Annotated in this window: 30 protein-coding genes; 12 read left to right on the top strand and 18 right to left on the bottom strand. The window is 65.4% G+C overall.

Annotated features, from left to right (window positions below; translation table 11 throughout):
* Window positions 1-103: 103 nt before the first annotated feature.
* On the bottom strand, window positions 104-736 hold the full coding sequence (upp, locus tag D9V29_RS12985; RefSeq protein WP_121673759.1) for a uracil phosphoribosyltransferase: 633 nt from the start codon (window positions 734-736) through the stop codon (window positions 104-106).
* Window positions 737-844: 108 nt separating this feature from the next.
* On the opposite strand from upp, the gene murQ reads away from it, so the two are divergent.
* Both murQ and tadA read left to right on the top strand, forming a co-directional pair.
* Window positions 845-1,786 carry an N-acetylmuramic acid 6-phosphate etherase gene (gene murQ / locus D9V29_RS12980; protein WP_229790565.1) on the top strand — a complete coding sequence of 314 codons (942 nt, stop codon included), beginning with the start codon at window positions 845-847 and terminating at the stop codon, window positions 1,784-1,786.
* Between the two features lie 47 nt (window positions 1,787-1,833).
* On the top strand, window positions 1,834-2,310 hold the full coding sequence (gene tadA, locus D9V29_RS12975; protein WP_121673748.1) for a tRNA adenosine(34) deaminase TadA: 477 nt from the start codon (window positions 1,834-1,836) through the stop codon (window positions 2,308-2,310).
* Between the two features lie 16 nt (window positions 2,311-2,326).
* Here the strand turns inward: tadA and D9V29_RS12970 are convergent, their stop codons facing one another.
* The 12 genes from D9V29_RS12970 to D9V29_RS12915 all read right to left on the bottom strand — a co-directional run bounded on the left by D9V29_RS12970 (window position 2,327) and on the right by D9V29_RS12915 (window position 14,545).
* Window positions 2,327-3,172: a universal stress protein gene (locus D9V29_RS12970; protein ID WP_121673747.1), complete on the bottom strand. Its 846-nt coding sequence runs from the start codon at window positions 3,170-3,172 to the stop codon at window positions 2,327-2,329.
* A gap of 16 nt (window positions 3,173-3,188) precedes the next feature.
* Complete coding sequence (locus D9V29_RS12965) at window positions 3,189-3,767, bottom strand: HhH-GPD-type base excision DNA repair protein (protein WP_121673746.1); 579 nt, start codon at window positions 3,765-3,767, stop codon at window positions 3,189-3,191.
* Between the two features lie 56 nt (window positions 3,768-3,823).
* Window positions 3,824-4,780, bottom strand: a complete 957-nt coding sequence (locus tag D9V29_RS12960) for an N-acetylglucosamine kinase (RefSeq protein WP_121673745.1) — start codon at window positions 4,778-4,780, stop codon at window positions 3,824-3,826.
* Between the two features lie 14 nt (window positions 4,781-4,794).
* Entirely contained in the window at window positions 4,795-6,009 is a 1,215-nt protein-coding gene (locus D9V29_RS12955; protein ID WP_121673744.1) for an ROK family transcriptional regulator, read from the bottom strand.
* A gap of 75 nt (window positions 6,010-6,084) precedes the next feature.
* A complete protein-coding gene (locus tag D9V29_RS12950; RefSeq protein ID WP_121673743.1) occupies window positions 6,085-7,059 on the bottom strand; it encodes an MDR/zinc-dependent alcohol dehydrogenase-like family protein in 975 nt (324 codons plus the stop codon).
* A 38-nt stretch (window positions 7,060-7,097) separates the two neighbouring features.
* Complete coding sequence (locus D9V29_RS12945; RefSeq protein ID WP_121673742.1) at window positions 7,098-7,886, bottom strand: ABC transporter ATP-binding protein; 789 nt, start codon at window positions 7,884-7,886, stop codon at window positions 7,098-7,100.
* Window positions 7,883-8,752: an ABC transporter ATP-binding protein gene (locus D9V29_RS12940; RefSeq protein WP_121673741.1), complete on the bottom strand. Its 870-nt coding sequence runs from the start codon at window positions 8,750-8,752 to the stop codon at window positions 7,883-7,885. Before D9V29_RS12940 ends, D9V29_RS12945 begins: the two co-directional genes overlap by 4 nt.
* Window positions 8,749-9,873: an ABC transporter permease gene (locus D9V29_RS12935; protein WP_229790564.1), complete on the bottom strand. Its 1,125-nt coding sequence runs from the start codon at window positions 9,871-9,873 to the stop codon at window positions 8,749-8,751. The genes D9V29_RS12940 and D9V29_RS12935 overlap by 4 nt, the downstream gene beginning before the upstream one ends.
* A gap of 6 nt (window positions 9,874-9,879) precedes the next feature.
* Window positions 9,880-10,869, bottom strand: coding sequence for an ABC transporter permease (locus tag D9V29_RS12930; protein WP_121673740.1), 990 nt, complete (start codon window positions 10,867-10,869; stop codon window positions 9,880-9,882).
* Between the two features lie 38 nt (window positions 10,870-10,907).
* Window positions 10,908-12,590, bottom strand: a complete 1,683-nt coding sequence (locus tag D9V29_RS12925; protein WP_121673739.1) for an ABC transporter substrate-binding protein — start codon at window positions 12,588-12,590, stop codon at window positions 10,908-10,910.
* A 99-nt stretch (window positions 12,591-12,689) separates the two neighbouring features.
* On the bottom strand, window positions 12,690-13,796 hold the full coding sequence (locus tag D9V29_RS12920) for a Gfo/Idh/MocA family protein (protein WP_121673738.1): 1,107 nt from the start codon (window positions 13,794-13,796) through the stop codon (window positions 12,690-12,692).
* Complete coding sequence (locus D9V29_RS12915; RefSeq protein WP_121673737.1) at window positions 13,793-14,545, bottom strand: sugar phosphate isomerase/epimerase family protein; 753 nt, start codon at window positions 14,543-14,545, stop codon at window positions 13,793-13,795. Before D9V29_RS12915 ends, D9V29_RS12920 begins: the two co-directional genes overlap by 4 nt.
* A 176-nt stretch (window positions 14,546-14,721) precedes the next feature.
* Here D9V29_RS12915 and D9V29_RS12910 point away from each other — a divergent pair, with 176 nt between their 5' ends.
* The 3 genes from D9V29_RS12910 to proC are packed head-to-tail and all read left to right on the top strand — an operon-like array spanning window position 14,722 to window position 18,881.
* Complete coding sequence (locus tag D9V29_RS12910; protein WP_121673736.1) at window positions 14,722-17,163, top strand: glycoside hydrolase family 2 protein; 2,442 nt, start codon at window positions 14,722-14,724, stop codon at window positions 17,161-17,163.
* Window positions 17,144-18,019, top strand: a complete 876-nt coding sequence (locus D9V29_RS12905; protein ID WP_121673735.1) for a LacI family DNA-binding transcriptional regulator — start codon at window positions 17,144-17,146, stop codon at window positions 18,017-18,019. The genes D9V29_RS12910 and D9V29_RS12905 overlap by 20 nt, the downstream gene beginning before the upstream one ends.
* Before the next feature lie 16 nt (window positions 18,020-18,035).
* Window positions 18,036-18,881, top strand: coding sequence for a pyrroline-5-carboxylate reductase (gene proC / locus D9V29_RS12900; RefSeq protein ID WP_121673734.1), 846 nt, complete (start codon window positions 18,036-18,038; stop codon window positions 18,879-18,881).
* Between the two features lie 112 nt (window positions 18,882-18,993).
* Here the strand turns inward: proC and D9V29_RS12895 are convergent, their stop codons facing one another.
* Together D9V29_RS12895 and D9V29_RS12890 are read right to left on the bottom strand one after the other, a co-directional pair.
* A complete protein-coding gene (locus tag D9V29_RS12895; RefSeq protein ID WP_121673733.1) occupies window positions 18,994-19,665 on the bottom strand; it encodes a potassium channel family protein in 672 nt (223 codons plus the stop codon).
* Entirely contained in the window at window positions 19,658-21,031 is a 1,374-nt protein-coding gene (locus D9V29_RS12890; RefSeq protein ID WP_121673732.1) for a TrkH family potassium uptake protein, read from the bottom strand. The genes D9V29_RS12895 and D9V29_RS12890 overlap by 8 nt, the downstream gene beginning before the upstream one ends.
* A gap of 141 nt (window positions 21,032-21,172) precedes the next feature.
* Here D9V29_RS12890 and D9V29_RS12885 point away from each other — a divergent pair, with 141 nt between their 5' ends.
* Both D9V29_RS12885 and D9V29_RS12880 read left to right on the top strand, forming a co-directional pair.
* Entirely contained in the window at window positions 21,173-21,610 is a 438-nt protein-coding gene (locus D9V29_RS12885; RefSeq protein ID WP_121673731.1) for an ArsR/SmtB family transcription factor, read from the top strand.
* 158 nt (window positions 21,611-21,768) lie between these two features.
* The gene (locus D9V29_RS12880; protein WP_003792170.1) at window positions 21,769-21,867 is read left to right on the top strand and encodes a 30S ribosomal protein bS22; all 99 of its coding nucleotides are present in this window, start codon (window positions 21,769-21,771) and stop codon (window positions 21,865-21,867) included.
* A gap of 111 nt (window positions 21,868-21,978) precedes the next feature.
* Here the strand turns inward: D9V29_RS12880 and D9V29_RS12875 are convergent, their stop codons facing one another.
* Both D9V29_RS12875 and D9V29_RS12870 read right to left on the bottom strand, forming a co-directional pair.
* Window positions 21,979-22,731: a YidC/Oxa1 family membrane protein insertase gene (locus D9V29_RS12875; RefSeq protein ID WP_121673730.1), complete on the bottom strand. Its 753-nt coding sequence runs from the start codon at window positions 22,729-22,731 to the stop codon at window positions 21,979-21,981.
* A gap of 67 nt (window positions 22,732-22,798) precedes the next feature.
* Window positions 22,799-23,092, bottom strand: a complete 294-nt coding sequence (locus D9V29_RS12870) for a DUF6412 domain-containing protein (protein ID WP_121673729.1) — start codon at window positions 23,090-23,092, stop codon at window positions 22,799-22,801.
* 104 nt (window positions 23,093-23,196) lie between these two features.
* Between D9V29_RS12870 and D9V29_RS12865 the strand changes: the two genes are divergently transcribed.
* From D9V29_RS12865 to D9V29_RS12855, 3 genes are read left to right on the top strand one after another with little or no spacing between them, the layout of a single operon-like run.
* Window positions 23,197-23,613, top strand: coding sequence for an SRPBCC family protein (locus D9V29_RS12865; RefSeq protein ID WP_183085014.1), 417 nt, complete (start codon window positions 23,197-23,199; stop codon window positions 23,611-23,613).
* A 9-nt stretch (window positions 23,614-23,622) separates the two neighbouring features.
* Window positions 23,623-23,892 (top strand): glutaredoxin family protein, encoded by a 270-nt coding sequence (locus D9V29_RS12860; RefSeq protein WP_121673727.1) that lies wholly within the window; start codon window positions 23,623-23,625, stop codon window positions 23,890-23,892.
* Window positions 23,889-24,188 (top strand): Dabb family protein, encoded by a 300-nt coding sequence (locus D9V29_RS12855; protein WP_121673726.1) that lies wholly within the window; start codon window positions 23,889-23,891, stop codon window positions 24,186-24,188. Before D9V29_RS12860 ends, D9V29_RS12855 begins: the two co-directional genes overlap by 4 nt.
* A 108-nt stretch (window positions 24,189-24,296) precedes the next feature.
* Here the strand turns inward: D9V29_RS12855 and aspS are convergent, their stop codons facing one another.
* Window positions 24,297-25,622, bottom strand: coding sequence for an aspartate--tRNA(Asn) ligase (gene aspS, locus D9V29_RS12850; RefSeq protein ID WP_373294852.1), 1,326 nt, complete (start codon window positions 25,620-25,622; stop codon window positions 24,297-24,299).
* Window positions 25,623-25,742: 120 nt separating this feature from the next.
* Between aspS and D9V29_RS12845 the strand changes: the two genes are divergently transcribed.
* On the top strand, window positions 25,743-26,378 hold the full coding sequence (locus tag D9V29_RS12845; RefSeq protein ID WP_121673725.1) for a histidine phosphatase family protein: 636 nt from the start codon (window positions 25,743-25,745) through the stop codon (window positions 26,376-26,378).
* Window positions 26,375-26,962, top strand: a complete 588-nt coding sequence (locus tag D9V29_RS12840) for a TlpA disulfide reductase family protein (protein ID WP_121673724.1) — start codon at window positions 26,375-26,377, stop codon at window positions 26,960-26,962. The genes D9V29_RS12845 and D9V29_RS12840 overlap by 4 nt, the downstream gene beginning before the upstream one ends.
* The last annotated feature ends 7 nt before the right edge of the window (window positions 26,963-26,969 follow it).

Here is a 26,969-nt window from a genome sequence, read left to right as displayed (position 1 = left end):
ATCGCGCCGCCCGCGTGGACGGGCGGGCCGCCCGCGTGGACGGGCGGGCCGCCCGCGTGGACGGGCGGGCCGCCCGCGTGCCCTCACGGGAAACAGGAAAGAGCTAGACGAGCCCGTACAGGCGGTCGCCGGCGTCACCGAGGCCGGGCACGATGTAGCCGTTCTCGTCGAGACGCTCGTCCATGGCGCCGAGCACGATGGTGACGTCGCGTCCCTCGGTCGCCTTTTCGAGTGCCGCGATGCCCTCGGGCGCCGCGAGCAGACAGATCGCGGTCACGTCGACAGCACCACGGTCGAACAGGAACTCGATGGCGGCACCGAGCGAGCCTCCGGTGGCGAGCATCGGATCGAGGACGAAGCACTGGCGATCCGAGAGGTCGTCCGGCAGGCGTTCGGCGTAGGTCGTCGGTTCGAGCGTCTCCTCGTTGCGGACCATGCCGAGGAACCCGACCTCAGCGGTCGGGAGCAGTTTGACCATGCCCTCGAGCATGCCGAGTCCGGCACGAAGAATAGGGACGACGAGGGGGCGAGGCTGGCTGATCGCAAGACCGGTGGTCGAGGTGACCGGGGTCTCGATGTCGACCGTCTCGGTCCGAACGTTCCGTGTCGCCTCGTAGGCGAGCAGGGTGACGAGCTCCTCGGTGAGGGCGCGGAACACCGGAGAATGGGTCGTCCGATCACGCAACACGGTGAGCTTGTGGGTGATCAGGGGGTGGTCGGCTACGTGCACTCGCATGCTCCAAACCTACCGCCTGCCGGTCCTCTTCCGGACTGCGGATCTTCCCCCAGCGCAGGGTGCCGCGGATCGGTACTGTTTTCTGAACCCGAAGAAATCGAGGATCCCGTGTCCGACTCCGACGCTCCCGCCCTGCATGCCGTCCTCGCCGATCTCTCCACCGAGCGGGTGAACGAGAAATATGCGGACCTCGACCTCCTCCCGACGCCGGAACTCGTCGCCGCCATGAACGCGGAAGACGCGCAGGTCGCCCCGGCTGTTGCGCTCGTCACGGACGCCATCGCCACCGCCGTCGACAACATCTCCGAACGGATGCTGCGCGGCGGCCGCCTGATCTACCTCGGTGCCGGCACGCCAGGGCGTCTCGGCGTCCTTGACGCGAGCGAGGCGCCTCCCACATTCGGTATCGACCCCGCCCGCATCGTCGGCGTCATCGCCGGCGGTCCGGCCGCACTCGTGACGGCCGTCGAGGGCGCCGAGGATGATGCGGACGCCGGTGCCGCGGATGTCGCCGGCCTGTCGGTCGGCCCTGATGACAGTGTCGTCGGGATCTCGGCTTCCGGGCGCACGCCATACGTCCTTGCCGCTGTCGCCGAGGCGAGACGCCGTGGGGCCTTCACGGTCGGGGTCGCGTGCAACGCGGCATCCGCTCTCGGAACAGCAGCCGAGGTCGGGATCGACGTCGTCGTCGGGCCCGAGCTTCTCACCGGTTCGACCCGGCTCAAGGCGGGCACAGCGCAAAAGATGGTGCTCAACATGCTCAGCACCCTGACGATGGTGCGGCTCGGCAAGACCTGGGGCAACCTCATGGTCGACCTCAAGGCGAGCAACGAGAAGCTTGTCGCCAGGTCCGAACGCACCGTCATGCTCGCGACCGGGGTCGATGCCGCGACCGCGTCCCGTACCCTCGCCGCTGTCGGAGGTTCGGTGAAGGCCGCGATTCTCGTGGAACTCGCCGGGATCCGTCCCGCCGCGGCGGAGCTGCTTCTCGCGCAGCATGACGGATTCCTCCGGAGGGCGCTCGACGCGGCACCAGCCGCCGGCAACTGACGCATCGGTGGCCTCCAATAGGCTTTCGGCAGAACAGGAGGCCCAGGATGCCGCTCCCCGTCGATCCCGCAGATCACGCCTGGATGCTCCGCGCCCTCGACCAGGCGCACGCGGCGCTCGAGACGGATGACGTCCCTGTCGGTGCCGTCATCGTCCGGGCGGACGGCACGCTTCTCGCGACCGGCCTCAACGCGCGCGAGGCGAGGCAGGACCCGACCGCCCACGCGGAGGTCGAGGCGATTCGGGCTGCAGCGGCGGCATCCGGTGACTGGCATCTCACGGATGTCACGCTCTACGTCACCCTCGAACCCTGCGTCATGTGTGCGGGCGCGATCCTCGCTGCTCGCATCCCGAGGGTCGTGTTCGGCGCGTGGGACGAGAAAGCGGGCGCGGCCGGGAGCGTCTACGACGTCTTGCGTGACCGGAGGCTCAACCACCGGGTCGAGGTCGTCGCCGGGGTCGAGGCGGATGCGTGTGGCACCGTTCTCACGGACTTCTTCCGGTCCTCAGAACGGTCGCGCTGAGCGGCGCTGCCGCGGGTCAGCGGACGATCACCGTCGGCGCGACGAGCCGGGCGAGGATGCCGTGGCTCACCGATCCCAGCAGGAACCGGGCAACCGCTCCGCGACCGTGGCTGCCGACGACGATAAGCGACGCGCGTTCGGCGGCATCCGACAGGACGGTGACCGGATCGCCCTCCGTGACGATGCGTCTCACCGGAACCGTGGGATGGGCGCCCATCACTCCGTCGAGCGCACGGGTGAGCGTCTCGTTCCCGATCTGCGTGAGGTCTTCGACGTACTCGACGGGGAACGCGAGGTCGTAGCCGTAGACGACGGGGTTCGGCCACGCGTTCACGGCGATGAGGGGTTCACGGAGCCTGTCGGCCTCGTCGGCGGCGAAGACGAGGGCGTGTTCCGAGATCGGTGACCCGTCGACGCCGACCACGACACCCTCCCTCCCGGTCAGGTCGATCATCGGGATCACCGCGACCGGTGTCGTGCTCGCCGCGGCGATCCGGAATCCCCGGTTGCCGTGCCTGCGCGAACTGTCACTTCCGTCTGAGTCACTGCCGACGACGACCATGTCGGCGTCCTGCGACAACCGGATCAGTTCCGCCTGTGGTTCACCCTCGAGGGTTTCGGCGGTGACCGAGATGCCGGGAGCCACTGTCTTCGCGAGTTCTGCCGCCGTTGCGAGCATCTGCTCGATCTCGGTGCGGGCAGCCTCGAGCAGTCCTGCGTTGCCCGCGCGTCGCATCCCTGCATCGACGACGTGGACGAGATGGAGCGGGAGGCCCCTCGCCTGAGCCCGTTCCGCGGCCCAGCGCACCGCCGTTCGTCCGGTATCGAAACTCCTGACACCAACCAGCATCCGTGTCGACATGGGATCCTCGCTCTCGTTACGTCGCCTTCTTCGCTGCGGCCTTTGCCGCACGTTTCGTCTCACGCACGCGGGTGAGGGAGTCAGCGTCGACGATGTCGGCTACCGATCGGTAGCTGCCTTCGTCTCCATACGAACCGGCAGCCTCGCGCCAGCCGGCGCCGGTGAAGCCATACTGTTTGCCGAGAAGGGCAACGAAGATCCGCGCCTTCTGCTCGCCGAATCCGGGGAGGGCGAGGAGTCGGCGGTACACCTCGCGACCGTCGGGGTCGCCGGTCGTCCAGAGTGCGGACGCATCGCCGTCCCAATCGTCGACGAGGCTCCGGCACAGGGTCTGGATGCGGGCGGCCATGCTGCCCGGGTAACGGTGGACGGCCGGTGGCGTCCGGCATACCTCGACGAAAGCTTCGGGGTCCTGGCCGGCGATCGTTCGCGCGTCGAATGCGCCGAGGCGGTCACGGATCTTCGCGGGGCCGGCGAACGCCGTTTCCATTGGCACCTGCTGGTCCAGGAGCATGCCGACGAGCAACGCCAGGGGGTCTGTCGAGAGCAGGTCGTCTGCTGCGGGTTCCCCGGTGATATTCAGCTGCGGCGTCATGCCTCATGCCTACCATGCTGCCGCGGTAAGTACGAGTCTCCCCGAGCTCGAACGGGTCAGTGACTGACCTTTTCGACGTGCGCCGAGTGGATGAATGGGCGTAGCGGATGCGATGAGCCCACGTCGAGAAGCGACTGCACCCCGTCGAGGGGACGACCGAGTGGTGCTTCCAGTACGGCTCCGGGTGCACGAGACGCGAGGGCGGCGACGAGCGCTTCGCGCAGAGGGGCCGCGTGGGTGGCGAGTGCACCGACGGCTCCGACCCGGGCCGGCGTGCCCGCTTCCCAGCCGACGCGGGCGAGGGCGCTCGCCGCCGAGTGGGCGAGTTCGTGGGCTGCCGCTGTGACGATTCGGCTGGCGGCCTCGTCTCCGCTCGCCGCGGCATCCACGACATCCCGGCAGAACGACCCGATCCGCGACACCCGCATCGGATCGGCCTGGAGCACCATGTAGAGCTCGTCGAGGGGGCCGAACCGGGTGATCGCGGTCGCCTCGAGCGTCGTGTGGGCCGAACGGCCGTCGAACGCACGGAGGGCGGCGTCGAGACCCGCCCTGCCGATCCAATAGCCGCTCCCTGCGTCACCGAGGAGGGAACCCCAGCCGTCGACCTTCGCGACGCTGGATTCCGAAAGTGCGAGCACGACGACGCCAGTGCCGACCGCGAGCATCACGCCGGGCGCGGTGCCGTTGGCGGCGAGGTAGCCGGTGATCGAGTCATGGGCGAGTGCGACACGGTGCACACCGATCGATCGGGTCGCGGCGAGAAGGGCATCCGGCTTCGCAGCCGCCGGGGTCAGCCCTGACGTGCCGACCGCGAGTTCGTCGATGCGCGAACCGGTTGCCCGGGCGAGCTGCAGCGCGAGGTCGGCGATCTGGCCGACGACGGAACGGTCGGTGAGGATACCTGCGCCCTCCGTCTCGGCAACGACGCCGCCGTTCGCATCGCTGAGGCGCAGGCGAGCACCGGTCTGGCCCCCGTCGATCGAGAGACGGATGGGAGAGGGTGCGGTCATGGTGATCTCCGGGATCAGGCGAAGGTGACGGAGCGCAGTGAGCGCGGGGAGAGCCGGTCCTGCAGCACGAGCGTCGCTGCACCGAGGGCGGCGGCATCGTTCCCGTTCACCGACATCCGGACTTCGACCCCGTGGATGCCTCTTGCGAGGGTTCGCTCCGCAAGAATGCGGGAGATGATCTGCACGTAGGTCGATCCTGCGGTCGCGAACGCGCTGCCTGCCAGCACGATCAGTTGCAGGTCGAGGAGGTTCACCATCGAGACGAGCGCCGAGGCGAGGTACTCCGCCGATTCCTCGATGAGCGCGCGTGCGGCGCCGTCACCCTTCTCGGCGGCGCTGCCGATCGCCGCGAAGTCGACCGAAATCCTGCCGGTGAGCGGAATGTCCAGGGTGCCGTTCGCAACGGCATCCGCCGCTTTCTCGACGACCGCGCGGGGGCCCGCATACATTTCGAGGCACCCGATGTTGCCGCAGGGGCACACGAGTCCCCGTGCATCGACGCTCGTGTGGCCGATCTCCCCGACGTTCGACGAGACACCGTGGTAGATCGTTCCGTCAATGACGATCCCTGATCCGATTCCCGAGCCCATGTAGACCGATGCATACGTGCCGTAGCCCTCGGTCGCGCCGAGCCAGTACTCGCCGATGGCCGCTGCCGTCGCGTCGTTGTCGAACTCACACTGCAGCCCTGTGCTCGTTGCGAGGGCTTTGCGGATGGGGAAGTCGCTCCAGCCGGCCAGGGAAGGAACCCCGCGTACAGTGCCGTTCTCGCGGTCGACCGGCCCGGGAATCGCGAGCCCCATGCCGACGATTGATGCGCGGTCGAGATCGAGACCGATGATGAGCGACTCGATGTCGTCGGACATGCGACCGACGATGGTGATCGGGGAGGCGTCGCCCGGACCGTCGACCCTGGTGCGTCCGACGACCGTGCCTCCGAGGTCAGCGACGACATAGGTGATGTAGTCCTGACCCACGTGCACCCCGATGGCGAGGCGCGACGCGGGGTTGATTTCGAGGCGCATGCGCGGCTTACCGCCGGTGGATTCGCCGCGACCGGTCTCACTGATGACGCCGTCTGCGAGGAGTTCACGAACCACGGTGGAGATCGTCGCTTGGGTGAGCCCGGTCAACTCGGCCAGCTCCACGCGGCTGATGGGGCCGGCAGAGCGGATGAGGTCGAGGGTCTTGCCTTTCGACGAGGCGCGACGACGGGTTTTCTCGGTCATAGGGGAATACTAACTTAGTCGGCTTAATAAAGTGAGTGAAGTAAGCCGGGCGCGCCTACACCGATGACCCTCATCCTACTCTCGCAGGAGGCTCCAATCGAAGACATACGTCAGGGGACCCGCCCCACGAGAATCGAGGGAATCGAATGCCCGCTGGGCGGACCCAGGAGAGAGGGTCTCACTCAGTCCGTCGACGGTGACATCGCCGTTCGCCAGCCAGTTGAGCGCGAGCCGGAAGTTCGACAACACGCTTCCCTGACGGAAATCACTCGGGGTGGTCGGCAACTGCCATTCCCAGCCGCTGCGAACGTGGAGGTAGCGGTGGAAGATCATGGTGAGCAGGTCGTGGGCGGTCGCCTCCGATCGTTTCGCCCACGGCGTACCGGTCAGGACGAGTTCTCCATTCCTGGCGACAACACTCGCCGCCTGGACGGTGGCACCGTCGTGCCCTGACGCATCGACGACCAGCTCGAAGACATCATCCGGGTCGTCGAGGACGGGGGCCTCGAGAACCCGGATGCCCGCCCCCAGCCCTTCCCGGCGCTTGGCCACCGGGTCCCACGCGGTGACACGGTAACCGCTGGCGTGAAAGGCCTTCGCGCCGAGATGTCCGACCAACCCGAGGCCGACAATGCCCACGCGATCCCCTGGTCGTGCCGCCGTCGTGATCAGAGCAGCGGCGGGAACGGCTATGAGCCGGGCAAAGACGGCGACCTCGGGAGCGAGCCCGTCCGGAAGTTCGACGACCCGCTCCTCGTGTTCACGCTGCTGCGACCGGTGAGGGCCCATTGAGAAGACGCGCGCTCCCACAGCGTGCCTGGTGACCTTGCTTCCGATCTCCTCGATCTCGAAAACGGCGGCGTAGCCAATCGACTTCGGGTACTCGACAGCGCTGGCATCGGCAGGGGCAAAGGCACTCGCGAGTTCCGTGCCGGGGCTGATGAGGGTGACGAGCGTCCTGCCCCTCACCTCGAACTCGCCGAGAGGTGCATCGTCGTCGACCTCGACCAACGCGACCGTCTTCTCCTGGGTGACCTGCATGCTCTGCATCGCGCTGTTGCTCTCTTTCTCTGGGGATGTTCGTCGTGCTACGGGGTGGCGAATTGAGATTCAGGGTTCGGCGACGCATCCCGCAGTCGCTTCGTGTAGTCGTGCTGCGGGTTGAGGATCACGTCGTCAGCTGGTCCGCTCTCGACGACGACACCCTTGTAGAGCACCATGATTTCGTCGCTGAAGTGGCGGGCGGTCGCGAGGTCATGCGTGATGTACAGAACGCCGAGGTTCTCTTCACGCTGCAGGTCGCCGAGCAGATTCAGCACGCCCAGCCGGATCGAGACGTCGAGCATCGAAACCGGCTCATCGGCGATGAGGACGCTCGGCTTCGGCGCCAGGGCGCGCGCGATCGCGACTCTCTGCCGCTGGCCACCGGAGAGTTCGTGCGGCTTCCTCGAGCGCATTTCAGAGGCGGGGGTCAACTGCACCCGGGTCAGAAGCTGTTCGATTTCGGCGTCGAGGTTCGCCCGGGTGCTCCTCTTGTGCAGGAGAAGTGGTCGCTCGAGGTGGTGTTCAACGGGATGGAAGGGATTGAGCGACGCGAAGGGGTCCTGGAAGACCATTTGAACGTGCCGGCGGTAGTCGCGCAGCCCGCGGCCGAAGCGCGGCACCGGCTTTCCATCGAGCAGAATCTCGCCGCTCGTCGGGCGCTCCAGCTGGACGAGCATCTTGGCAATCGTTGATTTGCCGCTTCCGCTCTGCCCGACGAGGGCGATCGTCTTACCCGGCTCGAGCGAGAAGCTCACGTCGTCGACGGCCTTCAGCTTGCTTGCGCCTCTGACCCGGTACTCCTTCGACACGTTCCGAAATTCGAGAGTGCTCATACGATCGCCTCGTCCTTTGTCCTGGTTTCGTCATTCCCGCTGCGGATGAACCCGCCCCGCTCGCCGGTGAGGCTTGGGAAGGACTGCAGAAGCCGCTCGGTGTACACATGGTCCGGCCGGCGGAAGATGCGCTCAGCCGTACCGAGTTCGACGATCTCGCCCTGAAGCATCACGGCGATCCGGTCACTGATCTCGAGGAGCAGCGGAAGGTCGTGGGTGATGAAGATGACAGAGAACCCGAATTGGGAGCGCAGCTCGCTGATCTCCTGCAGGATGTCCCGCTGAACGAGCACATCGAGAGCCGTCGTCGGTTCGTCCATGATCATGAGTTGTGGCTTGAGCGCGAGCGCCATCGCGATCATGACGCGCTGGCGCATTCCTCCGGACAGTTCATGCGGGAAGGATCTCAGGCGATCGCGTCCAACGCCGATGAGGTCGAGAAGACCCGCGCTCTCCTCCCGCCGGTCGGCCTTCGACATCTGCGGTCGATGCGTGCTGAAGATATCGCCGAGTTGCTTCTCGATGCTGATGACGGGATTGAGCGCGTTCATGGCGCCCTGGAACACCATCGACACCTTGTCCCATCGGTACTCCCGTAACTCCTTGACCTTGAGCGCGTTGATGTCGATGTCATACCCGCCCTTGTCGTGAAGGATGGCTGATCCGGTCCGGATGACCGCGGGAGGGCGAAGGAGCCGGTTGATGCCGTAGGCGAGGGTGGTCTTGCCGCATCCGGACTCGCCGGCGAGTCCGAGGATCTCCCCGCGCTGGAGCTTCAGGTTGACGTCACGGACCGCGTGAACCGGTCGTTCCGTCTCATACACGATGTTGTAATCGCGGATGCTCAAAAGCGTGTCGTCGGTCATACCGGCACACCTCCCTCTGTTGTCGTGTGGAGCCGCTTCTTCAGGCGCTTCTTGTCCTTGCGAAGGGTCGTGGTGCGGAGCTTCGGGTTGACGACCTCATCGATCGCGAAGTTCACGAGCGAGAGCGCCCCACCGAGCACTGCGATGAGGATTCCCGGCGGAACGAACCACCACCAGGTCCCCAGGGTGAGTGCGAATCCGTTCTGCGCCTGGAAGAGCATCGTCCCCCAGGTGAAGGTGCCGGAAGCACCCAGGCCGAGATAGCTCAATCCGGCTTCAGCGAGGATGGCGGCGATGATGGCGAGCACGAATTGCGAGGCAAGCACCGGAATCAGGTTGGGGAGGATCTCGACCACGATGATGCGCCAGGACTTCTCGCCGGATACTCGTGCGGCGGCGACGTAGTCGCGGCTGCGGAGCGAGAGCGTCACAGACCTCAGCACACGTGCCGATGCGGCCCAGCTCGTGATGGCGAGCACGACCGCCAGCACCCAGATGGTCTTGTCCTCGACATAACTGGAAATCACGATCACCAGCGGCAGCCCGGGGATGACGAGCATGATGTTGGTGAAGAGCGAGAACGATTCGTCGAGCCAGCCACCGACGTAGCTTCCGATGACCCCGAAGATCATCGAAAGGATGAGCGCGAGCACTCCCACCACGAGCCCGATGAGCAGGGAGCCCTGGGTGGCGTGGGCGAGCTGAGCCAGGACATCCTGGCCTGTCTGCGTGGTACCGAGGAGGAACTCTCCGCCGGGCGGGGTCCTTCCGATGTCACGAATGGATCGCGGATTGCCGAGGAACACGGGGCCGAGGACTCCGAAGAGCACGATGGCCGCGATCAGGATGAGCCCGGTCGCGAGTTTCGGCGTCATCGGTGGCAGAACGGAGCGCCACCGCGGAGCCTTTTTCGGTGGATTCGTCCTGACCGCCGCGAAGGTCGCCGTCAGCGGTGAGGCGCTGTTCTTTCGCAAAGCCATGTTCGTCGATGCCGTCGCCGGGACCTCGAGATCGGAGAAGATGATCTCCTTCTCGGTTCGGCCGGATGTCGGAACCGTCGCGGCTGCGTCGCCGGAAGCGGTCTCAGCGTCGTCTACGGTGCGAGATGATTCGTGTGCCATGGTCCCTTACCCGTTCGCCCTGGTTCGTGGATCGATCACGCCGTACAGCAGATCGACGATGAGGTTCGCGCCGAGCACCGCGAGGGTGATGACGAGGAACAGGCCCTGCATGAGCGCGTAGTCGCTGTTGTTCACGGCCTGGAGGAGTGTGCTGCCGATTCCCGGGTACGAGAAGACCTGTTCGGTCACGATCGACCCGGATACCACGAAGCCGAGTGAGATCGCGAAGCCGGCAACAGAGGGCAGGACCGCGTTGCGCGCCGCATAGGCGGTCATGATGCGCATCGGTCGAAGCCCCTTGGCCTCCGCGGTGACGATGTAGTCCTCGGACAGCGTCGAGACCATCATGTTCCGCATCCCGAGCAGCCAGCCACCGAATGAAGAGATGACGATCGTCAGCGCAGGGAGGGTGCCGTGGTAGATCGCCGTTCCGACGAAGTCCCAGGTGAACCCCGGTTGCGCGACGTTGTAGTTGTAGCCGCCGCTGACCGGGAACGCCCCGAGGCCCACCGAGAGGATGTAGAGCAACACGAGGGCGAGCCAGAAGTACGGGACCGCCTGGAACATCGTCGTGACGGGAACGAGGTTGTCGAGCCACGATCCGCGCTTCCAGCCGGCGAGCATCCCCAGCGCGACGCCGACGATGAACGCGAGCAGCGTTCCGATACCGATCATGACGAGCGTCCATGGCAGAGCCTGGCCGATGATCTCGACGACCGGGACGGGATAGTAGGTGATCGAGATCCCGAGGTTGCCGGTGAAGATCCCGACCAGGTAGACCCAGTACTGCTCCAGGATTCCCTGGTCGGGGGCGCCTCCGAGGAGGAGTTCAAGACTGTCGCGAAGTTCGTCGGTCACGGGACCGCGAGCTGAAAGCTTGGCCACGAGGATATCGACGGGGTTACCCGGCAACATGCGTGGTAGCAAAAAGTTCACGGTCAGCGCGCCCCACAGCGCGACGGCATAGAAGCCGAGCTTGCGAGCGATATATCTCACTGGTTCTGCCTCTCTTCAACTCCTCCCCGGAACACGGGTTAGTTCGCCGGCTTGATCGTCTTCAGGACGATGCCGTTGTCCCAGGCCCGGTCGGGGCGCGGGTAGGCGTACAGGTTGTCCTCGGTCGGCCAGCCCTGCACGTTGTCGGTGTTGTAGATGGTCAGCGCCGAGTTGACGAGGATGGGAATGTACGGCATGTCTCGCACGATCTCCGCCTGCACAACGGCGTACTGCTCAGCCTTCACGGCTTCATCGAGCGTCGAGCCTGCCGCGTCGATCGCCTGGTCGACCGTGGCGTTGCTGTAGCGCGCGAAGTTCTGACCCGAGGTTTCGCCGACGGGTGCCGTGTTGTCGGAGTGGAAGTAGCGCATGTAGAGGTAGTACGGGTCCGCGGCAACGCCCTGACCGAGAGAGTCGAGCGAAAGCTGGAAATTACCGTTGCTCTTGTTGGCCGTCCACTCCTGGAACGACACCTGTGCCGGCTTCAACTCGATGCCTGCCTCGAGCAGCTGCTCGGCGGAAGCGTCGATCGCCGCGATGTAGTCGGTCCAGCCGGTGACGACCTGGACGGTGAGGCTGACTCGCTCGCCATCCTTCGCGAAGATCCCGTCCGATCCGCGGGCGTATCCGGCGCCTTCGAGCGCTTCGATCGCTGCATCGACGTTCGGAGTTCCCGGGACCGGCTCGCTGAACTCGTCCGCGATCCACTTCTCGTCACGCTCGAGGAGCCCGTACGTCGGGGACATCTGACCGTTGTAGCTGGAGAAGGCCAGCGAGTTGAGCTGGTCGCGGTTCAGGGCGTTGTAGATCGCGGTTCGAACGGCAACGTCGGTCTGCGGTCCTGTGCAGCCCTGCGCCTCGTCGGAACAGGTGAAGAACGATGTCTGGTTGAGCGGCGTGTTGGTGTACTCGAGGGGAGTGCCCTTGAAAACGCCCTCGACGTCCGGGAGGAAGATGCCGGCGAGGTCGATCTCGCCCTGAAGCAGGGTGTCCGTTGCGGACTGGTTTCCGGTCAGCGAGATGTAGCGGACGGTATCGATCTCGGGACGTCCTCCCCAGTACTCTTCGTTCGCGGCGAGGAGGTAGTTCTGTGAGTTGAACTCGCTGAGGGTGAACGCACCCGAACCGATGGGCTCGGCGTTCTGATCGGTCGTCGGGTCCGTCTTCTCGGCCCAGATGTGTTCAGGGACGATCGGCGTGTTGCCGATGTAGGAGACGGCGTCGGTGAATGACGGCTCCGGGAAGGTGAACTTGACGGTCTTCTCATCGACCAGTTCCGCCTGGCCGTCGTAGCCCGCCGTGTTGAAGGCGGGGACCTCGGTGATGAGCTCGAAGGTGTAGACGACATCCTCAGCCGTCAGATCCTCGCCGTCGCTCCATTTCACGCCGTCACGCATCGTGATCGTGAGTTCGGTTCCCGCTTCGTTGAACTCGAAGGATTCGCCCAGCAGCGGCTCGGGGTCACCGCCCGACGTGATGTTGTAGAAGAAGAGCGGCTCATAGATGACACCGCGCGTCGACTGCAGGTTTCCCTCGATGAACGGGTTGAAGTTTTCCGCGAAGTCACCGGTGACCCCGGTGTAAACGACGACTTCGGACTTCCCGGAGCTGTCCCCTCCGTTTGCGTCGCCGGTTGGCGCTGTACAGGCGGTCAGGGTCAGCGCGGAGGCGAGCATGACGCCCGCGACAGTCGCCCTCTTCCGCTTCATTGCGTGAGACATGGTGATGCCCTTCTTTGGGTTGGTGGTGCGTGGCTGAATGTGAGGTGTTCTGATCGATCGCGCCGCGAGGCGCACTGAGCGGCGAGTCCCGTCTCCTGGTCAGAGAGTGGACTCGTGTGGGTCCCAGCCCTCTGGGAGCGGAGGCACCACCGGTGCGGTACTTCCCACCGAGACGAACTCTCCCGTCGTGATCGACTCGCTGACCGAGACCATGGTGTCGACGACGTGGTAGGCAAGCTCGCCGGATGCCCGGTGTGGGCGGTCTTCGCGGATTGCCCTGGCGAGGTCGAGCACACCGGTACCTCGAGTGGAGCTGGCGACGGTCGACTCGAGAACTTCGGGACCGTCGGAACCGCGACGGTGAATGACAACGTCGCCGTCGAAATTATTGGGGTCAGGGAGGACAAGTGTGCCCTCGGTTCCCGCGATCTCGACGAAGCCCTGCCTGCGGATCGCGGAGTCGAAACTCCACACACTTTGAGACGTCGCGCCCTCAGAGAACTGCAGGAGAGCGCCGACGTGCGATGGCACGGTGACGTCGAACTCCTCGCCTGCCTTGGGGCCCGAACCGATGACGCGTTTCGGGTGCGCCGTCGAGCCGGATGCGGCTACGCGCAGGACAGACCCGAAGGCCTGCACAAGGGTAGTCAGGTAATACGGGCCGATGTCGAACAGCGGGCCGGCACCCTCCTGGAACAGAAAAGCGGGGTTCGGATGCCACGACTCCGGTCCGGGGGATTGCATCAGTGTCAGAGCGGTCAACGGGATGCCGATATCGCCCCGGCGAATGGCGCGCAATGCTGCCTGCAGTCCAGCGCCGAGGAACGTGTCCGGTGCGCAGCCGACACGGAGGCCGGCATCCGCTGCCTGTGCCAGGAGATCCAGGCCACTGGCGCGATCGAGCGAGAACGGCTTCTCGCCGATGACGTGTTTTCCGGCAGCGATCGCCTGCAATGCCACGGGCACATGCGCTGTCGGAATTGTCAGGTTGACCACGATCTCGACGTCGGGGTGCGCGAGGACGGTCTCGACGCCACCGCTCGACTCGATCCCGAACTGGGCGGCACGCTTTGCCGCGAGCTCTTCAAAGAGATCGCCGATGACGTGCACTTTCACGTCGGGGAACGACTGCAGGTTCTCGAGGTAGGTTTCGCTGATGACGCCGGCACCGATGATGCCGATGCCGACGGGACCCGAGCCACTCATGCTGAAGCCGATCCGGTGAGGTACGCGAAGCTGTCGGTGACAGCGTCGAACTCGTCGCCGTCGAACCCGTCGAGCTCGACAACGCCGATGGCCGAAGGCGGAGCAGCGGCGATGATCCTCTCGATGGGCAGTGAGCCTGCGCCGACCGCGACCTGCTTCGTGATGTCGAGGCTTCCGTCGCCATCCTTGATGTGGATCGCGACGACGCGCTCACCGAGACGCGTCAGCAGTTCCACCGGGTCCGCGCCGCCGACCTGCGCCCAATAGGTGTCGATCTCGAGCACGACTGCCGGGTCCAGCGCGTCGACCAGCACGTCGAGTGCGAAGCGCCCGTCGATGCGGTTCTCAAGTTCGAAATGGTGGTTGTGGTAGCCGACAGTGACGCCGAATTCGGCACCCACCTGCGCTGCACGGTTGAGCTTGTCAGCGGTGGCGGCGATGTCGTCCGCTGTGGTCCACAGGGAACGATCGACGTGCGGATCGATGACGATACCGATGCCGAGCCGAACGCCAGCTTCGAACACCGGACGCTGGTCGTCGATGGAGAGAAGTCCGACGTGAGCCGACGGTGCGACCAGCCCCGTCGAGGCAAGCGTCCGTTCAAGCTCATCGACGGAGGTGACGAATCGGTATGGCTCCACCTGGCGGTAACCGATCGCTGCAACGCGATCCATCGTGCCGTCGAAGTCCGTCGCCAGTGCATCGCGCAGTGTGTAGAGCTGCAGGGAGGGGTTCTCGAAAATCGTCATTGACTCCAACATCCTTGTGGAACGGGCGACCGGAACACTTTTGTGCCCGGCTTTATTAACTCGCCTAAGATAGTTTCTACCATGACAGCGACGTGAGGGAAAGAGCCAGAAGTGATTGGATCAGATCCGGCGCATCGCAGCATCCGCGTTTTTCAGAGTGCAGAAAAGAGACCAGCGTGACGTTCCGACCCCTCACCACAGCAGACGGCTCAGCGTGGATTCTCCGTGCGACGGCCGGCCCGGTCGACGAATCGATTGCGGGGAGTGACGTGCCGGCAACGGTCCCGGGCGAGGTGCAGCTCGACCTGCTCGCCGCCGGGCTCATCGATGACCCGTTCGACGGTGCAAACGAAACGACTCAGGCCTGGATCGGCTACTGCGACTGGCAGTACAGCACGACCTTTGACTGGGTTGGCGACGACTCCGACCGCCACGACCTCGTCGCCGACGGACTCGATACCGCCGCAACGATCACCCTCAACGGTGTCGAGGTCGCCAGCACCAGGAACCAGCACCGCAGCTATCGGTTCGACGTCGGCTCACTCCTCGTCGATGGTCCGAACGAACTCGTCGTCGAGTTCCGCTCCCCGATCGAGTTCGCGCGGGAGCAGGAGGCCATTCTCGGCGCGCGCCCCACGGTGATGCACCACCCGTTCAACGCGATCCGCAAGGTCGCGTCCAACTTCGGCTGGGACTGGGGCATCGATGTCTCGAGTTCGGGTATCTGGAAATCGATCGGCATCGAATCCTGGTCAGGCGTCCGGATCGCATCCGTCCGTCCGCTCACGGAGATCGACGGAACGGCAGGAACCGTCGCCGCCGCCGTCGACCTCGAATGGGCCGCCGGTGCATCCGCTACCGACCTCGCAGTGACGGTGAACGGACAGACCGGGACGATCCATGTGAAACCGGGACAGACGGATGCCGCGGTGCGCGTCGACGCAGGAACGGTCGAGCTCTGGTGGCCGCGTGGGTACGGCGAGCAGCCGCTCTACGATGTCGCGGTCACCGCGGGTGACAGTGCATGGGGCGGACGGATCGGATTCCGCACCGTCACCCTGGATACCGCTCCTGACGAGCACGGTGCGCCGTTCTCCTTCTTCGTGAACGGACAGCTGATCGGCATCCGCGGGGCGAACTGGATCCCGGACGACGCGTTCGTCACGCGCATCACCGGGGAGCGGTACCGCACCCGGATCACCGATGCCGTCGACGCGAACATGAACATGCTGCGGGTGTGGGGCGGCGGCATGTACGAGTCCGACGATTTCTACGACGCCTGCGATGAGCTCGGTGTCCTCGTGTGGCAGGACTTCCTCTTCGCCTGCGGTGCGTATGCCGAAGAAGACCCGCTGTACAGCGAAGTCGAAGCCGAAGCGCGGGAGGCGATCACCCGCCTCTCGGCCCACCCCAGCCTTGCCCTCTGGAACGGGTGCAACGAGAACATCTGGGGCTACCTGGAGTGGGACTGGCGCCGGAAACTCGGCGACCTGACCTGGGGGGAGGGCTACTACTTCGACCTGTTCCCCGCCCTCGTCGCCGAACTGGACCCGGCGACGCCGTACTCGCCGGGTAGCCCCTTCTCCTTCACCCGGTACGCCCACCCCAATGACCCCCGCAACGGCACGATGCACATCTGGGATGTCTGGAATTCGAAGGACTACACGAGTTACGGCGAGTATCAGCCGCGATTCGCGAGTGAATTCGGGTTCCAGGGCCCTCCCGCCTGGTCGACACTGACGGCATCCGTTCACGATGAACCACTCGACCCGTACGGGACCGAAATGCTCGTGCACCAGAAAGCGGATCAGGGCAATCTCAAGCTCGAGCGAGGGCTCGGCGATCACCTGCCGGCGCCCCGCTCGATCGAGGAGTGGCACTGGGCGACGCAGCTCAATCAGGCCCGCGCCCTCCGGTACGGGATCGAGCACTTCCGGTCGCTGTGGCCGCTCAACACGGGTTCGATCATCTGGCAGCTCAACGACGACTGGCCTGTGATCTCCTGGGCGGCTGTCGACTACGCCGGACACCGCAAGCCGCTGTGGCATGCGCTCAGGCACGCCTACGCCGACCGGCTGCTGACCATTCAGCCACGGGACGGCGTTCCCGTCCTCGTCGCCCACAACGACTCAGCGGAACGATGGACGGCGACGGTGAGCATCTCCAGGCTCGCGCTTGACGGCACCGCTATCGCCGGGCACTTCGTCGACATCGATGTCGAGCCGCGCGGGATCATGCTGCTCCCGCTCGACGCGTGTGTGCTCGCGGTGAAGGATGCCACGGCTGAATTCGTCGAGGCAAGCGCGGACGGCGTCGACAGCGCGTTCTGGTACTTCGTTGAAGACCCCGAACTCGCACTCGTGCCGACGGCATCCGCTCTCGACGTCTCTGTCGAGCGGTTCGACGGGGGAGCGGCTCTCACCCTTCGCGCGACGTCCCTCGTCAAGGACATCGTCCTTCAGGTCGATCGGTTGCATCCGGCGGCATCCGTCGACCGCGGTCTCGTCACGCTTCCGGCTGGAGCGACGGCCGTGTTCACCATTACTGGGGACCTGCCAGAGTCGCTTCCGACCGTCTTCCCGATGTTATGTTCAGTCAATGATCTCGTCACCAGGTGAGCGAGTCGCTCCGGCGTCGGTAGGGCTGTGCCTGCACCAGCCCCGACGTCGCGTCCCCCTCGAGCCGTTCTGGATGCAGTTCCTCCGGGGGGCGGAGGACGTGCTCGCCGAGCGTGGCATGACCCTCCTGCTGAAGGTCGTCGTCGACCTCGATGACGAGATGGCGACCCTGCGCCGGTGGCACGAGACGGGCCAGGTCGCCGGCGTCATCGTCTCCGATCTTGCTCCGGAGGATCGTCGGCTTGAGCTGTTGCGCGAACTGGGGATGCCTGCGGTCATCATGGCGTCGCCGCTTCTCGCCCCTGACTTCGCGACGATGTCCACAGACAACGCTTCCACCATGCGCGAGGCGATGGATTTTCTGGCTGCGGCCGGGCATCGGCGGATCGGCCGGATCGCGGGGCCGAGGGGGCTGCTGCACACCATCGTGCGTGACGACGCCTTCGTCGACGCCGGTGTGCGACTCGGCGTGGACACCCGGGTGGTCGAAGCGGACTACACGGCGGAGGCCGGCGCGGCGGCGACCACCGTCCTGCTGGGTGAGGAGCCCAGCCCGACCGCGCTGATCTACGACAACGACGTCATGGCGCTCGCCGGGCTCGATGTCGTGCATCAGGCCGGGCTCCGGGTTCCCGAGGACGTCGCGATCTTCGCGTGGGACGATTCAGTTCATTGCCAGCTCGCATCTCCTCCGCTGTCCGCCCTGATGCATGACCGGGTCGACTACGGCGCGCAGACGGCGCACGTGCTCCTCGACGTGCTCGACGGCAAGCCGGATGCCAGCCGGGTGAGCGAGTCGCCGCACCTGATCGAGCGCGAATCCACCCGGACCGTCCGACTGGCTGCCAGCGGCTGAGCAATACACTGGCGGGGTGAGCGACGTTCGAACGATCCCCAGCATTGCGATTCTCGGTACCGGCTCGATGGGGTCGGCGATCCTCTCCGGGCTGCTTCAGCCGGGCGTCGAGGTGACCGGCGGCATCCGGGTGACGAACCGCACCCGCGCGAAGGCCGCTGAACTCGCGAAACTCCCCGGGGTCACGTCGATCGCCGTCGAGGACGACCCGGATGCCAACCGCAACGCTGTCGCCGGAGCGCGCGTCGTTCTCGTGGCAGTGAAACCCGCGATCGTTCCCGAGCTGCTGCGCGAGATCGCCGACGCCCTCGAGCCGGACACGATCGTGATCAGCGTCGCCGCCGGCGTGACCGTCGCCACGTTCGAGGCCCTGCTGCCCGACACGATTGCCGTTCTGCGCTCCATGCCCAACACGCCATCCGTCGTTGGGCGGGGCGTCACCGGGCTGTCAGCTGGCACCCGCTCGAGCGATGACGACCTCGCCGTCGGGCGCGCCGTGTTCGAGACGGTTGGAACGGTCATCGAGGTGCCGGAGCCTCAACTGGACGCGCTCAGCACCATCTCCGGTTCGGGCCCCGCCTACGTCTTCCTCCTGATCGAGGAACTCACGAAGACCGCGATCAGCAAGGGTTTCACACCCGAGCAGGCAGCGATTCTCGTGAACGGCACCTTCCGTGGCGCAGCCGAACTCCTCGCCCAGTCCGACAGGTCCCCGGAGGAGCTTCGGATCCAGGTCACGAGCCCCAAGGGAACCACCGAGCGGGCCGTCGCCGTGCTGCAGAACGCGAACCTCAAGCGCACGTTCGACGAAGCGACGGATGCCGCGCTCGCGCGGGCGAAGGAACTCGCCGCCGGTTCGTGACCGGGCTCGTGCGCTCGACGGTGCCGACGGCATCCGCGTTGTCATCCGTTCCGGTCGAAAGCATCCGGCGTGCCGGGTGAATCCGTCCGCAGTGGATGATCATGCGCTCGGGTTAGTTCGTGAGTGACGCGAACTTCTCGATGTCAGCCGTCGTACCGGACACGATGATGAGGTCGTGGTCGGTGACGACGGTCTCGGCCGTGGCGTAGGTGAACGGCTTGCCGGGCGACTTCACGCCCACGACGGTGATGCGGTACTTCGAGCGCACACCGCTCTGGCCCAGCGGCAGGCCGCGGATCGGCTTCGGCGGGTACATCTTGACGAGGGCGAAGTCGTCGTCGAACTGGATGAAGTCGAGCATCCGTCCGCTGACGAGGTGGGCGACTCGCTCGCCGGCCTCGGCCTCGGGATAGATGACGTGGTTTGCGCCGACGCGGGCAAGGATCTTGCCGTGCGACTGTGACACTGCCTTCGCCCAGATCTGCGGAATCTTGAGGTCGACGAGGTTCGCGGTGATGAGTACGCTCGCCTCGATCGAGGAACCGACGGCGACGACGGCGATCGAGAAGTCTTGGGCGCCGATCTGTTTCAGCGCCTCGATGTTGCGGGCGTCTGCCTGCACAGTGTGGGTGATCCGTTCGGACCACTTCTGCACGAGCTCAGCTCCGGCGTCGATCGCGAGGACCTCACGGTCGAGGCGGTCCAGCTCGCCGGCGCACGCGGCGCCGAACCGGCCGAGACCGATGATGAGCACAGGGGCATCGTGCTTGATACGGTCAACCAACGATGGGCCTTTCTTCGGGTCTGCGGTAGAGCCTCGTAGTTGTGGAGGCGGCGACGGCCGCGGCGAGTGTCACTGTACCAACTCGGCCGAGGAACATGGTCATGGCGAGGACATACTTCGCGGGATTGTCCAGTTCACCGGTGAGGCCGGTCGACAGGCCGACGGTGCCGAACGCCGAGATCACGTCGAACAGGACGTGGTCGAGCGGCGCCTTGGTCATCTGAAGCAGGATGATGCACGACAGCGCGACGATGGTGGCACCCCAGAGCACGACGCTCAGCGCGACGCGGAGCACGTCCGGCGGAATCCGGCGTCCGAACGCTTCCATGTCCGGGCTGCCCTTCGCCTCGGCGAGGGCCGCGAGGAAGATGACGGCCAGCGTCGTCACCTTGATACCGCCGCCGGTCGACGCCGAACCGCCGCCGATGAACATGAGCATGTCGGCGACGAGCAGGCTGGAGCCGTTGAGGTCCGCGATCTCGATCGACGCGAAGCCACCCGACCTCGTCATCATCGACAGGAAGATCGACTGGAAAACCGTGTCGCTCGCGTTCAGGGAGCCGAACGTTTTCGCGTTGTCGTACTCGAGGAGGGCGAATGCGCCCGCCCCGAGGAACAGCAGGATGAGTGTGGTGACGAGGGTGAGCTTGACGTGCAGCGACCAGAACCTGGTGCGGAACAGGTGGCGCTTGAGCGCATAGATCACGGGGAACCCGAGCGCCCCGAGGAACACTCCGAGCATGAGCGTCGACAGGAACCAGTAGTCGTTCGCGAAGGTGCCGAGGCCCTCGGCGTTCGGGGTGAACCCGGTGTTGGTGAACGCCATGGCCGAGTAATAGAAGCTGTGCCAGATGGCATCCCCGAGCGGCACGCCGTCGATGATCATCCGAGGGAAGAGGAGGATGGCGATGGCCACCTCGATCACGACGAGGCTGAGCGCCACCGTCGCGAGGAGGCTGCCGATCTCGCCGAGGCGCACCGCCTGGCCCTCAGCGACCGGACCACGGTGACCACGCATCGGGTTCGAGTCGCTCGCCGCCATGAGCTTTGCGCGCAATCCGAGGCGGCGAGAGATCACCATGCCGAGGATCGACGCGAGCGTCAGGACACCGACGGCGCCGATCTGCACGCCGATGTAGACGAGGATGTGACCGACGATCGACCAGTGGGTCGCCATGTCGACCGTCGAGAGCCCGGTCACGCAGATGACGGACACAGCGGTGAAGAACGCATCGGCGAGGGGAGTCGATGTGCCGGACGAGGAGGCGATCGGCAACGAGAACAGCAGCGTGAACAGCAGGATCAGCGCCGAGAAGATGAGGAGTGCGAAGCGCGATGGTGATCGGCCGGTGAAGTCGTCGATCATCTCGCGGAGTCGAGCGAATCCTGTGAGAACCAGGATGTGAGGTCGACCCTCGGTGGTACTGCCCGTCACGGTTCCCCCGTTCTTGGCTCAGTTGGGACCGATGTCATGGTACTCCGTGCTGAGAGTCACTAGCCTTGGGGGATGGCTGACATTTTTGACGTGATTGCGGACGCCACCCGGCGTGACATCCTGCAGATCCTCCTCGACCGGTACGAGAGCGATTCGGCCATCTCGCACGGGGGGACGAGCGTCTCCGAGATCGTGACCGCGCTCGGACTGAGTCAGCCCACCGTGTCGAAGCACCTGAAGGTGCTCCGCGAGGCCGGCCTCGTCGCCGTGCGCGAAGAGGGACAGCACCGCTACTACCGGCTCGAATACTCACCACTCGAGACGGTCGAGGACTGGCTCATCCCGTTCCTCAGCGTCGATTTCGACATCGCCGAGGCGGTCGGGCTTGGCCAACACGCCCTCACCGACCAGGCCAAGACAATGGCGGATGCCATCGGGCACGCGGTCGCGGATACGACGCACCGTGTGTCGTCCGCCGTTCAGGCTGTCAGCAAGAAGCTCGGCAAGTAGAGGCAACACCGTCCCCGATTCGGCGTGTCGGACCGCGCCGAGTCACACCCGACGTCGGCGTGGGAGCTTGCGCCTCGCGGATCAGCTAGACTGTCCCGAGGCATTTTTTTCTGCCGGCCGTGGCATCCGCGGCCACCGCCAACTTTGTGAGGTAAGTAGTGGGTTCTGTAATCAAGAAGCGCCGCAAGCGTATGGCGAAGAAGAAGCACCGCAAGTTGCTTCGTAAGACTCGTCACCAGCGTCGCAACAAGAAGTAACAAGCAACGCACCAGTGAAGCGTCAGACCCCTGTGGGCTGGCGCTTTTTGGCGTGCAAGGGCGGCAGCAGCCTTCGGTGACCGAGCAGCTCGATCACCGAAGGGCCGCGAGTTACTTCGACTCCATCGCCTCGTACCGCCGCCTCAGCACGGCGCGTTCTGCGAGCGTCCACGTCGTCGTCACCGCGAGGTAGATCGTCGCGGCGAGCGGCACGACGGCCGCGAAGACCACGGTGATGAACGGCATCCAGCTGAGCGTGCCGGCCAGGTTCTGCATGGCAGGCGGCACGGAGTCCGGTGTGACCGGCGCGTTTCTCAACGCCGCCCGCCGTGAGAGCCAGGCGACCGAGGCGATGATCGCGAGCAGCCCGGCGTAGACGAGGACGCCCGGCCACACCGCTCCCGATCCGAGGAAGCCGACGAGCGGCATCCCGAGCGCGACACCGAGAACCTCCTCGGTGAGCAACTCGTTCGGATGCCCGTTGATCCCCTGCAGGATGAACAGTCCGTACACGGTCGAGATCACCGGTGCCTGCAGGAGTGTGGGGAGGCATCCGGCGAGCGGTGACGCTTTCTCGGCGGCGTAGAGCTCCATCGTCTTCTTCTGGAGCAGCTCGGGAGTCTTCTTGTACCGGCGCTGTAGCTCCTGAAGTTTGGGCGCGAGCCTTCGGCGCGTGAACTCGGCGCGCACCTGGGAGCGGCCGACGGGGATGAGGGCGGTGCGCACGATCATGGTGATCGCGATGATCGCTGCCGCGGTGGCGAGCGAGCCCGCGACGGGCGCGAGCAGTCCGGCCAGGCCGGAGACGAGGGAGTAGGCGAAGTCGAGCACGATCGCGATGGGCGCGAACGAATAGATGTCCACAGGAAAGTCCTAACGGTCAGAGGAGAAGGTCGCGACGAATGGTCGCGACTCTCCGCTTACCGGAGGGTTACGCGACCGCCTCTGACAGCCCTGGTGCTCGCGGTTGAGGTCGCCCCGCGGTGTTCGGGTGGCTGGGTGCCGGAATCCGCGTGAGGGACTCCCGGTGCTCGCGTGACCGCGAGCCCACCATGAGCCTCAGGGCGATGATGATGACCGCGAGGTACCGGGCACCGAGGAGAGCGGATGCCGCCAGGACGGCGACTCCGGCAACGAGCACGGTGGAGGGCTCACCCTGTGCGACCGCGAGCACGAGGAACGACGCGGTCAGCAGCAAGACCAGGTGCGCGTGCAGTGCTCTCATGGGGTCCTCGGGTTCGGTGAGTTCGAGGTTACCGGATGGGGTCCCGATGCGCCCGTCGGGTGGGCGCCCCGATCAGTGGGGCGCCGGCGCGTAAGCTCGGGTATATGAGCGAATCGAAGAACACCACCGGCACGACCAAGGACGCCGGCTGGGACGTCGGGGTTCGCAAGACTGTCGCGGCCGCCGTTCCGGAGGTCTGGTCCTACCTCACCGGCCCCGGCCTGCCGATGTGGCTGGGTGAGATCGCAGAGCTTCCGTCGAAGAAGGGCATGCGCTTCCGCACGGACGACGGTGTGCGCGGGGTGATCCGCGGCTACGAAGAGAAAAAACTCGTCAAGCTCACCTGGCACCCGGAAGACTGGCCGCACGAGACGATCCTGACGTTGACCCTCACGAAGGCCGGAGAGGCCACGACCGTCCACGTCCACCACGGTGACCTCGCCGACCGCGACGAACGGCGCATGATGCTCGGTCACTGGCACCGCGTCACCGACTCCATCGTGGCGCAGTTCGCCAATTAGGCTGGAACGGTGGCAACGGCATCCCTCACCCTCATCGGCAAACCGGGCTGTCATCTCTGTGATGACGCACGCACGGTCGTCACCGGTGTGATCGACGACCTGTCGACGAGAACGGATGCCCCGTCGATCACCCTCGACGAGGTCTCGATCCTTGACGATCCGGCGCTGTCGGCGAAGTACGTCGAGGAGATCCCCGTGCTGCTCATCAACGGGCGGGTCCACAACTACTGGCGGATCGACCCGGTCCGCCTGACCACCGCACTCCTGGAGCTCACATGATCCGCCACATCGTCTGCTGGAAACTCGCCGCGACGGATGCCGCCACCAAGGCGGAGCACGCCGCCGAGATCACCCGTCAGATGAACGAGCTCCCGGCACTCATCCCCGAGATCCGCGCGCTCGAGGTGGGAAGCAACGTGCTGTTCCCGGAGGCCAACTGGGACGTCGTGCTCGTCGCTGACTTCGACGATGCCGACGCGCTCGAGCGGTACTCGGTGCACCCGGAACACCAGCGAGTCGGCAAGTACATCGGCGAGGTCCGTGCAGACCGCGTCGCCGTCGACTTCGAGGTCTGACGCGCGTCGCATCCGCGTTTTCACTCGTTCCGGTCGGATACACCCGTCCTAACGGGTGAATCCGACCGCACCACGTGAATTGGCGCGTTGCTGAGGTCGTCGAACGACCTACGGGAGCAGGCGCGTCGGTCCGCGGAACAGGTACGTGACCTCGCGGATCGACGTCTCGTGCAGCATGAGCATCAGCACGCGGGCGAGCCCCATGCCGAAGCCGCCGTGCGGGGGAACGCCGTAGCGGAAGAAGTCGAGGTAAAACTCCAGTTCCTCGGGCTCGAGACCCTTCTCCTTCGCCTGCGCGATGAGCACGTCGATGCGGTGCTCACGCTGGGCGCCGGTCGAGATTTCGACACCGTTGAAGATGAGGTCGTAGCTCTTGGTGATCGACGCGTCGCCGTCGTGACGCATGTGATAGAACGGGCGGATGCTGGACGCGTAGTCCGTGAGAAACACGAATTCGTGCCCGAACGTCTCGGCGACGTACGCCGCGATCTGGCGCTCGCCCTCTGGATCCATGTCGTCGTCTGCACGCGGAACCTCGTAGCCGCGCTCGGCGACGATGCGCTTCGCCTCGGCGAGCGGGATCCGCGGGAACGGGGTCGTCGGAACGATGACCTCGATGTCGAAGAGTGCCTTGATCTCGTCGCCGTGCTTCTCCTTGACCGCACTGAAGCCGGCGACGATGAGGTCCTCGTGCAACTGCATGACGTCGTCGTGCGAGTCGATCCAGCTGATCTCGGAGTCGATCGAGGTGAACTCGGTGGCGTGGCGCGAGGTGAACGACGGGTCGGCGCGGAACGCCGGTCCGACCTCGAAGATCTTTCCGAAGCCGGCCGACTGGGCCATCTGCTTGAAGAACTGGGGGCTCTGCGCGAGGTACGCCTTGGTGTCGAAGTACTCGACCTCGAACAGCTCTGCGCGTGACTCGCTCGCCGACGCCATGAGCTTCGGCGTGTGCAGCTCGATGAAGTCGTTGTCCATCCAGTAGGTGCGGAGTGCGTGCTCGAACGTGGTCTGGATGCGGAAGATGAGGTTCTGCTTCGGGTTGCGCAGGTCGAGGAAGCGCCAGTCCATGCGCTTGTCGAGGCTCGAGTCCGCGGCGATGGGGGTGTCGGGCAGTGCCTCTCCGACGACGTCGAGGGTGTCGAGCTTGATCTCGAGCCCGCCGAGCTTGACCCGCTCGTCGTGCTTGAGCGTGCCGGTGACGGTGATGAACGAGCCGTGAGCCAGCGCAGAGATCGTCTCGGTGATGGCGAGCTTCGATGCGGATGCGTCGTCCTCGTCGTTCAGTTCGCGAACGGCCGGATTGACCAGCTGGGCGGCGCCGGACTCATCGCGGAGAACGATGAACTGCACCTTCTTCTGGTCGCGGACGGTCTCGACCCAACCGGAGACGGAGACGGGGCCCTCGGGGAGGTCGGCCAGGTTCTTGATCAATGCGCGTGTAGTCACGGGGGTCAAGCTTACGCGAGCCGTCAACTCGCGCGGATTCCTGCTTCTGTCCGGCGGCAGCGCTCACGGTACTTTCCAAGTTCTACGAAACGTAGACTGGGAGGTGTGGTAGCCAGCCAGATCCATCTCGTCCGTCACGGCGAGGTGCATAATCCCCTCCGCGTCCTCTACGGGCGCCTTCCCGGGTACCGCCTGTCCGAACTCGGTGAACGGATGGCGGCGGCCGCTGCCGATGATCTCGCCGCGCGCGACCGCGAGATCACGCGACTCGTGGCATCCCCCCTCCAGCGGGCACAGGAATCGGCTGCGCCGATCGCCGATCGTTTCGAGCTCGGCATCGAAACCGATGAGCGGATCATCGAACCCACCAACCACTTCGAGGGCACCGTCATGCGGCTCGCCCTGCGGAACCCCGCCAACTGGTTCGCGCTGCGGAACCCGAGCAAGCCAACGTGGGGCGAGCCGTACGTGTCGATCGTCGCTCGCATGCTCGACGCTGTTCGCGACGCCTGGGAGTCGACGCCGTCTGGTGACGTCGTCCTGGTCAGCCACCAGCTTCCGATCTGGATGGTCCACTCAGCGCTCGGCGACGGCAAACTCCCGCACGACCCGCGCCAGCGCCGGTGCGCCCTGTCGAGCATCACGACGTTCGAGCACCGCGACGGGGTCTTCGTCGAGGTCGGTTACACCGACCCGGCCGCCTCGCTCGCCGAGGACGCAACGGACGTGGGAGCGGTATGAGACGACGGATGCGCGCGGTCGCGATCGCTGTCGCCGCCACCCTCCTTCTTGCCGGCTGCTCCAGCGACCCGCTTGCCGATCAATACAAAGAGGGCAGCAACAAGGGTTACATCGCCGGCGACGGGTCGGTCACCGAGATTCCGGAGGGGGAGCGTGGCGAATCCATCAGCTTCTCCGGTGAGATCGAGACCGGTGAGGAGATCTCCTCCGCCGACTTCGCCGGAGACGTTCTCGTCGTCAACTTCTGGTACGCCGCGTGTGCTCCCTGCCGTGCCGAAGCACCCGACCTGCAGGAACTCAGTGCGGAATTCGACGGCAAGGGTGCCCAGTTCATCGGCGTCAACGTCTATGACCAGGCCGACACCGCCCTGTCCTTCAACGAGAGCTACGGCATCACCTACCCCTCGATCCTCGACGTCCAGGACGGCGCAGTGAAGCTCGCATTCACCGGAACCGTCCCGCCGAAGGCAGTGCCCACGACGATCGTGCTCGACAAGGAAGGCCGTGTCTCGGCCCGCATCCTCGGCCAGCTCAAGGACGCTTCCATTCTCCGCACGCTCATCAGCGACGCGATCGCGGAGTAGCGCAGAC

Origin of the sequence: Mycetocola manganoxydans, assembly GCF_003667545.1 — a bacterium.
GTDB lineage: Bacteria > Actinomycetota > Actinomycetes > Actinomycetales > Microbacteriaceae > Mycetocola_A > Mycetocola_A manganoxydans.
This window is presented reverse-complemented; position numbering and strand designations above follow the sequence as displayed.